Source organism: Ensifer sp. 22460 (genome assembly GCF_052044935.1).
GTDB lineage: Bacteria > Pseudomonadota > Alphaproteobacteria > Rhizobiales > Rhizobiaceae > Ensifer.
Map to the genome: position 1 here is coordinate 60,645 of NZ_JBQENZ010000036.1, position 8,258 is coordinate 68,902.

The window sequence follows — 8,258 nt, forward strand, 5'->3', positions numbered from 1 at the left end:
TTTCGCTCGAGCCGCCTGATACACGGGCGGGAGGGCTGAACGGTCCTGCCGCCCGAACAAGTGCAGAGGTCAACCGGACAAACCCATGGCGCCTGTAGAGATGACATCGCTCGGCCGCCCGCCTCCGCAGCTCGCCGGCGGCTGGGAGGCCGGTCTCCTCCTGTTCCTTGTGCTGCTCTATGTCGGCGGCCTGGTCGCCAATCCGACCTTCTTCGCCTCGACGGGCGCGCTTCACGCCCTACTGCGCGACACCTCTCGCGTGGGGATCATCGCCGTGGGTATGACCTTCGTCATTGTCAACAAGGACCTCGATCTGTCGGTAGGTTCCACCTACGGTATCGTCGCGGTGGTGTTCGCCCGGCTTTTTTCACCGAGCTTTCTCGATCTCGGGATCACGGCCTCGGTCGTTCTTTGTCTGCTACTGGGGATGGCGATCGGGCTGCTCAACGGCGTGCTCGTGACCATCCTGAAGGCGCCGGCATTCATCGCGACGCTGACGATCCTCTTCATCGGCCGCGGTTTCGTGCTGGCGCTCACGCACGGCCAGGCGATTTATTATTCCGGCAAGGCGGGTGAATTTCCGCTCTTCTTCCACCTGGGCGAAATAAATGTCCTCGGCTTCAACAACCAGATCCTCGTCTTCGCTTCCGTTGCCGCGTTCGGAGCCTTTGTGCTTGGCAAGACCCGCTGGGGCTACGAGACACTCGCCACCGGAGGCAACGAACAGGCGGCAGTCTATGCCGGTATTCCCACGCGCTGGGTGCGCATCCGCGCCTACCTCATCTCGTCGCTCTGCGCGACCCTTGCGGCTCTCCTGTCAGCGGCGCAGGATAAGGGCGTCACCCCCCTTTATGGCGTCAGCTGGGAACTCACCGTCATCGCATCCGTGGTCATTGGCGGCGCGTCGATCTTAGGCGGTCGCGGTCGCGTGTTAGGCTCTTGCCTGGGGGCCGCGGTCGTCGTGCTGATCGACAAGGTCTTGCGCGAGGGATGGCCGATCACGCGCATCGTCGTCATCGACGGCGAGAATATTGCGGTCAATGCCAGGTTTACCTTGCCCGCGGGCGCGGTGCTGGTTTTCCTTGGCCTCCTTCTCGTCACTGCCGTGCTGATAGAGCCCTACCTCATCCGCCGCCAGGTCGCGGGCCGCTTCTGGGCGTGGCTGCGTGGCCGCCCGCCGCCACCCGCCTATGAAATGAGCGGCGTGGCGCTGGAGGGCGTCCAGACCAAGGGAGCGATGGCGAGCGACCTGGCGCTGACGGCTAACGGGTTCGGCAAGTTTCTCGCCCGCCGCGACGCGCTTGCCATTATCCTGACCGTTCTGTTGTGGCTGACGGGGCTCGCCCTCAGGCCCGACTATTGGTGGAACCTCTCCAATACGTTCGCGATCCTGCTCAACTACACAGAACTTGCCCTCATCACGGTCGGGCTCACCTATGTCATCGCTGCCGGCGATATTGATCTCTCCGTCGGCGCTGTGCTTGCGCTTTCCGGCAGCACCGCGGCCTATTTCCTGAAGGTGTTGGGCGCTGACCCGATCACCGCCGTGGCGATGGGCCTGCTTGTCGGTATGGCAGCCGGCCTCGTCAACGCCACCGTCACTGTCGGTTTCAAGCTGCCGGCCTTCATTGCTACGCTGGGTATGTTCTACATCGCCCGCGGCCTTGCCGCCTGGTTCGTCGCCGGCCAACAACTGACGGGCTGGCCCGAAAGCTACAACCTGCTCGGCCGCAAGGCGAACGACGTCCTCCTGCATTTCGGCTTGTCGCTGCCGCCTGGCTTTCTTCGGACCGTCGCAGAAGTCGTCAGCGTGCAGACGATCTGGATGTTCTTTGTTGCCCTGATGGCTGGCCTCGTGCTCGCTTACACGCCGTTCGGACTAAAGGTCCTGTCTACCGGCGGCAATCTGCGTGCCGCGGCTTACGCGGGAATCAACACCCACCGCGTGCGCTTCCTCGCGCTCCTGTTGTCGGCGCTCTGCGCCTCCATGGCTGGGATCATCAACGTCGCCTACTTCCGCAGTTTCAACCCCGTCGCCGGGCAGTTCCGCGAACTGGACGCCATCGCCTCGGTTATCATCGGCGGCGGATCGATTTTCGGCGGTTACGGCACCATCATCGGTTCGCTTGCCGGCGCCGCAGCGATCACGCTCGTACGGGCGCTGCTGCAATTGAATGTCCAGGGGTTCACTATGCCGCAGCACTGGATCAATGTCTTCATCGGCGTCATCCTTATCGTGGCAGTGCTCGTCGACATTTGGGTGCGCCAGGCCAATATCTTCGGACGCATGCGGTCCTATTTGGCGCGACGCGGACAAGCATCGGAGGCCACCCATGCCCGCTGAACCCCAGGGCACACCGATCGTGGAAATGCGGGGCATCGAAAAGGCATTCGGTGCCGTCCAGGCGCTACGCTCGGTCGACCTGGTGCTTTATCCCGGCGAGATCCTCGGTCTCGTCGGCGACAATTCCGCCGGCAAATCGACGCTAATGAAAATCCTGACCGGTGCATATCAGCGCGACGCTGGCGAGATTTTCGTCGCCGGACAGCCGGTGCATTTCAAGAGTCCGCATGAGAGCCGAGACGTCGGTATCGAGATGATCTACCAGGACTTCGCGCTGTGCGGGAACTTGGACGTCGGGCAGAACATTTTTCTGGGTCGCTGGCCGCTCACAGGCCTGTTCGTCAATCGGCGGAAGATGTATGCGGAGGCCGACAAGGTCCTGAAACGGCTCAAGGTCGACGTCAACTCCGTCTATCAGAAGGTCGAAAGCTTGTCGGGTGGCCGCCAGCAATCCGTAGCGATCGCCCGCGCCATCTCGTTCGAGCCGCAGGTCGTAATCCTCGATGAGCCGACCGCCAATCTTTCGGTGATGGCGACCGACCGCCTGCTTGAAACGATGCTGGAATTGAAGAGACAGGGTGTAGCCCAGATCATCATCTCTCATCGGCTGGTCGATATCTTTGCCGTCGGCGATCGCGTGATGGTGCTGAAGCGCGGCCAGTATGTCGGCGACCGCTATATCAAGCACACTGACGAACACGAGATTCTGGAGATCATTGTTTCCGGCACCCGCGAACGGGCACTTACGGCGGAACAGGCAGCGCGTTGACCGGGGACGCGGGATACTAGTTCCGGCGGTGCAGCCGGCATCACAAAATCGGCAATTACATTTCGCGAAGACCGCGTCGGGTAGCCTATCACTCAGCGGGTAATCGCTTCGAACCCGTTCATATGGCGGGATCCCGCCAAAAATAGATGCGTTGCCAGTTATGAGGTCGGTGGTTCAGATCGGTTCAAGGCGATAGATTCGCGGTTGGCTTCGGACATTTTGTTCGCATCGAAAACTGGGCAGCACCCTGAAGTGCACACTCCAATCTCAGTACCGCAGTTAATGCGTCGTGTGGAGCCGCGCTAGGAGAATTGCTTCCATGCTGATTCCCTAAAGGGCAATATCTGCGCCCGCTAGTACAGTGTAGAATACATATGGAAGGTAGGAGTGCCCTCGTTCGGCAAGTCGAGAGGCAAATATGCGCGCCACGAAGCGCCATGTTCTGTCCATTTTGCTGCGTCACAACTTGGAGCTCTCCGAATTGTCTCTCTTTTTGACTGGACACGTCTTTCAACCAACGTGGCCATCCACGCGGAGGCCCTTGAAGGAGGCATCAGAAATGAGACGAACTGCAAAGATCTTCACAGAGGCGGCTGCCGTCGCCGGCAGCCTGCTGGCGAGTACCGCTACAATGCACGCGCAGGAGACCCGGAAACCCAACATTCTCTTCATCATGGGTGACGACAGCATGTCCCAAGGTCCGCAGACGGCGCAGCGATGAGCGATGTCATCCAAGCAGGCCGTGACGAACCACGCTGGCCTCCGGTGGTGGCGATCCTTGCGGTATTCGTCTTCTTGGAGGTGCTGCCGCATCACGTCTATGCCATGCCGCGATGGATATCGGACGTGGTTCTGGTAGCAGCTATCATTCCAATGGTCCTAGTAACGCTATCGACCGGCAACGCTGTGTGGCTACGGATCGAGCACGTCGCCGTCATGCTGCTTGCCAGCGTCTACGCAGGGAATACGGCGGCGGAACTCGGAGATATGGTCGGGATCATCACCGTGCACCCTCCCGAGACGCGCTCAGTTTCGCTCTTGACGTCGTCATTTACCATTTGGGTCACCAACGTTCTCACCTTCTCGCTACTCTACTGGCAGATCGACGCGGGTGGCCCGTCGCGCATCGCGCGTGGGATGGCGGGAAGACCCGACTGGCTGTTTCCCCAGGCGTCGGCTCCCGAACTAGCGCCGCCAGACTGGCGGCCGCTCTACGTCGATTACCTGTCGTTGGCGTTCAATACGGCGACCGCTTTCAGTCCTACCGACGTGCTGCCACTCACCCGGCGTGCGAAGGGGCTGATGATGCTCGAAAGTGCCATTTCACTGCTGACACTCGTGCTCGTGGCTGCGCGTGCAGTCAATGTCATTCCGTAGCGCCACCACGGCGCCGCGGTCGTCCATTCGTGCCGTACCGATCGAAGGTGCCCGTATGTCAGTCGAACCCGATCAGCTTTCAACGATGATCAATCACGCGGTCGCGCCGGCGTTCATGCTAAATGGCGTGGCGGCGATGGTGGCGGTCCTGGTCAATCGGATTTCCGGCGTAACCGAGCGGATCAGAAACCTCCGCGAGATCGACGACGGTGACGTCGCCCGAGCCCCGCTGAAGAAGGAAATCGGGGAACTGAGGCGGCGTGAACGCCTCTTAATCAGCGCATTGTACCTGGCAGTTCTAGCCGGAAGCGGCGTGACGCTTCTGCTCCTCTTCGGCTTCGTCGTAGCCTTTTTGGGATATCGTCACGAACCGGGCGCCGCCGTACTATTCGTTGCGGCACTTTGCTTCTTGGCGGGGTCGCTCTTCCGATTCCTACAGGACATCCGGCTGTCGCAAGGTGAACACGACGACCGTCAGTTGCGATGATCGCCGAACAGCTCAAGACGCTCGCGCCGCTTAGAAGTGGAAGGACCCCCTATGATCGGGCCTGCTGGATGAGGTCGAAGACAAACCCCGTCTTTCTCAATGCGCGGTATCCGGCCAGCGCTGGCGGCAAGCATGTTGGGGAGCTTATCCCCGGGTGCGCCCGCCGCCTCGTGTTGAAAGTGGTAAGGACGGAGTTCGCATGCCTCTCGACAAGACTGGCCGCGGGTTCGATTCTACTCAAGGCGAGGGATAGGACACATCCGAACCGAGCGGCATTTTGCCGGCTTCCCGTCCGTCTCAGGCGGTTGGAGAGTTCGAGTTGCTGCCCATGATCTGAATGCCCAGAAAGCGTCAGAAGCGGATACTTGGCCTGTGCGACCCGAGCGTCTCAATTGGGGCCGATGGCCGACCTTCCGCTGCTAGGACACCCCAAACTCGGAAAGCGGACATCTAAGCTCTTGCCATCGAGGTCTGGGATTGGCCCTTTGCGGACATGATTGGCCCATGGTAGGCCCCTTTCGTCGCCTCACGGGGGCTGCGAGGATTGGAAAATGGAACAAGCGCTTGTAATTATCGACATGCAGATGCTGATGCAGCATCGTCTCGATGCAGGGCGCGATCACGTCCACGGTGATGCTCCGGCCAAGATCGCCGCCTTAGCTGCTGAATTCCGCAGGGCTGGACAAAGGGTGATCCACGTTCGCCACAGCGACCCTGATCCAACATCCCCGATGCACCTTGGTTCACCCGCTCAACAGGTGATGCCTTGCGCAGAAGCGCTGGACGCCGAACCGATTTTCGTCAAGACGACTTCTTCGCCATTTGCTTCCACCGGGATGGAAAAATATCTCCGCGACAATGGCATCGGCACCCTCGTCGTGACGGGCGCAGTTGCAGGTTTTTGCGTCAATACCACAGTTCGAGTTGGATCGGACCTCGGCTTTAGGATGATCGTCATCCGTGATGCCGTCATGGGCTTTGATATGCCGGATGAGCAGCTATCCGCGCGTGCGATTTTCGATGTAACGATAGCCCATCTCAAATCCGACTTTGCGGAAATCATCGATAGCGATGCGATCGTGGCGGCCAGCTAGTCTTATAACCAGCACTTTAAAAGGCTGCGACGCCCTCGATGCAAGTTGTAACGTCGCCACCGACCCAAATCCGATCTTCGACCAGCTCCACATGAACACGTCCTTCCCGTCCAAGGACGGTACCTTGGCTGGCAATGTATGATGAGGAAGCGACGCCGTTACCAATCAACCATTGAGCAATGCCTGCATTTAAGCTGCCGGTTACCGGGTCTTCAAAACCGGCCGCGGTAAAGGCACGCACTTCGAAATCCGCTTCCCGCCCATCCTTTGTTGGATCCCAGGGGGCAACGACACCGACCCGTAATCCGGACAGGATGGCGAAATCCGGACGAAGCGCGAGGACGTCAGCTCTGGAGCGCAGTTGGACAGCGAGCCAGCCAGGGCCATTGTCCACCCAGTTGGCGTCGACGATGTCATCGGATGTCAACCGCAAGCCTTTGAGGACTAGCTTCAGTGTGTCGAGTTCCACCGGGCCTGTTCGGCGCAGTTCGGGGGCTTCGAAAGATAGTCGTCCATTGTTGCGCCGAACGCGGACTAGTCCCACCTCGCACTCCTGGACAATCTCGCCACTCTTTGGCTTTCCACCAGAAGACAGCCATGTGTGGCAGCTCCCCAAAGTGGGGTGGCCCGCGAAGGGCAACTCAGCAACAGGTGTAAAGATGCGAACGCGGTAGTCGGCATCTGCCGAGTTCGGCTGTAGAAGGAAAGTCGTTTCGCTAAGGTTCGTCCAGCGCGCGAAAGCAGCCATCTCAGATGCGGTTAAAGAATCTGCTCCAATGACAACCGCCAGCGGATTGCCTAGCAAAACTTTGGAGGAAAAGACATCAACCTGCTGGAATGAAAATTTTGTGATTCCGTGTCTCATTGTTGATGTCCTGACTCAATGTATGCGCTGCAGCGTTTCGGTGCAAATTGGTTCACCGCCCGGTTTGGGGCAGCATTTGTCCCTATACCAAAGCTTGAGTAATCTGGAGAGCAGGCCAGATTGAGGTGCCATTATGGTAGGCATGAAATTGCCCTGTACGTGGCCCGTGTCAAGCTCGACGCGAACGCCAACCACTACGCGTGAAAGATACCAAACACGTCTTTTGGCAGATTGTCTCGGCTGTAGGATTGTAGGACTTGCCTCGGCGACCACTATTGGCGCGCAGGAGACATGACGCCGCCGCGGAGCTATGTCCGTTTTCGGGCGCGCGCGATGACGAACTCTACGACCGACATGGGTGCGCAAACCTGCCGTTCACAGCGTGGACGTCGACTTAGGGGCGGACAGAACCGTGCTCCCACGAGCCCGCTACGGCTTGTTGCCGTGATGTCCACGTTTTGGGCTTCCAAAATCGAATAATGTATCGACTGGAATGGGGTCCTTCTGAACCAGGCCTCGGTCGTACGCAAGGTCCGCCATTTCCTGGATAGTCGCCATTTATGAAGCTATGTCGGCGATTCAAGGAAGAGCGAATGTCGCCAACCGTGGGAGACGAGATGGTGCTCGACGTTACGCCTGAGGCAGCCGGCCCCATAGTCGGCGAGCTTGCGGGAGTCGACGGGGAAGGCATATTTAGCGTGAGGGGCGTCCTATAATTGCAATTATGCCCGCCGCGGATGGAGCGGGATGCGGCGCGAGTACCATCGGTGTTCCGCACCCCGCTTTACTGACCCCGGGGAGGGTTAGCGAACGTAGATCGTCAGCCCGCCGTCGGTCGCCTGTTCAGCGCCACCAATGTTGTCCATCTCGACGTTCTGCGCCTTCAGCTTTTCAGCCAAGGACTTGTTCGCTTTGACCGCCTCGAGCAGCGCCGCGCGTTGTTCCGGCGTGGCATGCTCGACCCACATGCGCGTTTGGTTCTGCTCCGCAAGTGTGCTTACATCGACGACATTGATCTTGTCGCCGCTGTAGCTGCGCACAGTTTGCTCAATCTCTTTGGGCCAGTCCATTGCGGCACCTTGACCGTGCACGATTCCAACGAAGCTCAGGGCGGAGAGGCTGGCAATCATAGAAAAAGTCGCAATACGGTTCATTGTCATGCTCCTTCCTAGGTTTTGCGCTGGTGACCGAAGCGGCAACCAAGCGCGGCTGCTCAAGCAACTCGTCGCAGCTGAGATTACGCGAAACTCCACCGAGCGATATTGTCCTTAGGGGAAGTCGTCTGAACTTGCCGGCCGCTGGTAGGATCGACGGCCACGATA

General features: G+C 59.4%; 8 protein-coding genes. 6 read left to right on the forward strand and 2 right to left on the reverse strand.

Going from position 1 to position 8,258, the window contains the following annotated elements; all coding sequences use genetic code 11:
• The first annotated feature begins 85 nt into the window (after window positions 1–85).
• From ACTJKM_RS31780 to ACTJKM_RS31805, 6 genes are all read left to right on the forward strand, one after another.
• Window positions 86–2,344 (forward strand): ABC transporter permease, encoded by a 2,259-nt coding sequence (locus tag ACTJKM_RS31780; protein ID WP_113513414.1) that lies wholly within the window; start codon window positions 86–88, stop codon window positions 2,342–2,344.
• Window positions 2,334–3,113 (forward strand): ATP-binding cassette domain-containing protein, encoded by a 780-nt coding sequence (locus ACTJKM_RS31785; protein ID WP_058328594.1) that lies wholly within the window; start codon window positions 2,334–2,336, stop codon window positions 3,111–3,113. Before ACTJKM_RS31780 ends, ACTJKM_RS31785 begins: the two co-directional genes overlap by 11 nt.
• 559 nt (window positions 3,114–3,672) lie before the next feature.
• Entirely contained in the window at window positions 3,673–3,834 is a 162-nt protein-coding gene (locus ACTJKM_RS31790) for a hypothetical protein (protein ID WP_156414656.1), read from the forward strand.
• Complete coding sequence (locus ACTJKM_RS31795; RefSeq protein WP_058328596.1) at window positions 3,831–4,490, forward strand: hypothetical protein; 660 nt, start codon at window positions 3,831–3,833, stop codon at window positions 4,488–4,490. Before ACTJKM_RS31790 ends, ACTJKM_RS31795 begins: the two co-directional genes overlap by 4 nt.
• 85 nt (window positions 4,491–4,575) lie before the next feature.
• Complete coding sequence (locus ACTJKM_RS31800) at window positions 4,576–4,977, forward strand: DUF2721 domain-containing protein (RefSeq protein ID WP_245296195.1); 402 nt, start codon at window positions 4,576–4,578, stop codon at window positions 4,975–4,977.
• 551 nt (window positions 4,978–5,528) lie between these two features.
• On the forward strand, window positions 5,529–6,071 hold the full coding sequence (locus tag ACTJKM_RS31805; protein ID WP_440661592.1) for an isochorismatase family protein: 543 nt from the start codon (window positions 5,529–5,531) through the stop codon (window positions 6,069–6,071).
• A 16-nt stretch (window positions 6,072–6,087) separates the two neighbouring features.
• Here the strand turns inward: ACTJKM_RS31805 and ACTJKM_RS31810 are convergent, their stop codons facing one another.
• Complete coding sequence (locus tag ACTJKM_RS31810; RefSeq protein WP_197423500.1) at window positions 6,088–6,936, reverse strand: PhzF family phenazine biosynthesis protein; 849 nt, start codon at window positions 6,934–6,936, stop codon at window positions 6,088–6,090.
• Window positions 6,937–7,739: 803 nt separating this feature from the next.
• Window positions 7,740–8,090 (reverse strand): hypothetical protein, encoded by a 351-nt coding sequence (locus ACTJKM_RS31815; protein WP_058328599.1) that lies wholly within the window; start codon window positions 8,088–8,090, stop codon window positions 7,740–7,742.
• Between the last annotated feature and the right edge of the window lie 168 nt (window positions 8,091–8,258).

Excerpts from the sequence above, each read along its gene's own strand:
- ACTJKM_RS31780 (WP_113513414.1), top strand. The coding sequence starts at position 86 with ATGGCGCCTGTAGAGATGACATCGCTCGGCCGCCCGCCTCCGCAGCTC.
- ACTJKM_RS31800 (WP_245296195.1), top strand. The coding sequence starts at position 4,576 with ATGATCAATCACGCGGTCGCGCCGGCGTTCATGCTAAATGGCGTGGCG.
- ACTJKM_RS31810 (WP_197423500.1), bottom strand. The coding sequence starts at position 6,936 with ATGAGACACGGAATCACAAAATTTTCATTCCAGCAGGTTGATGTCTTT.
- ACTJKM_RS31795 (WP_058328596.1), top strand. The coding sequence starts at position 3,831 with ATGAGCGATGTCATCCAAGCAGGCCGTGACGAACCACGCTGGCCTCCG.
- ACTJKM_RS31790 (WP_156414656.1), top strand. The coding sequence starts at position 3,673 with ATGAGACGAACTGCAAAGATCTTCACAGAGGCGGCTGCCGTCGCCGGC.
- ACTJKM_RS31805 (WP_440661592.1), top strand. The coding sequence starts at position 5,529 with ATGGAACAAGCGCTTGTAATTATCGACATGCAGATGCTGATGCAGCAT.
- ACTJKM_RS31785 (WP_058328594.1), top strand. The coding sequence starts at position 2,334 with ATGCCCGCTGAACCCCAGGGCACACCGATCGTGGAAATGCGGGGCATC.
- ACTJKM_RS31815 (WP_058328599.1), bottom strand. The coding sequence starts at position 8,090 with ATGAACCGTATTGCGACTTTTTCTATGATTGCCAGCCTCTCCGCCCTG.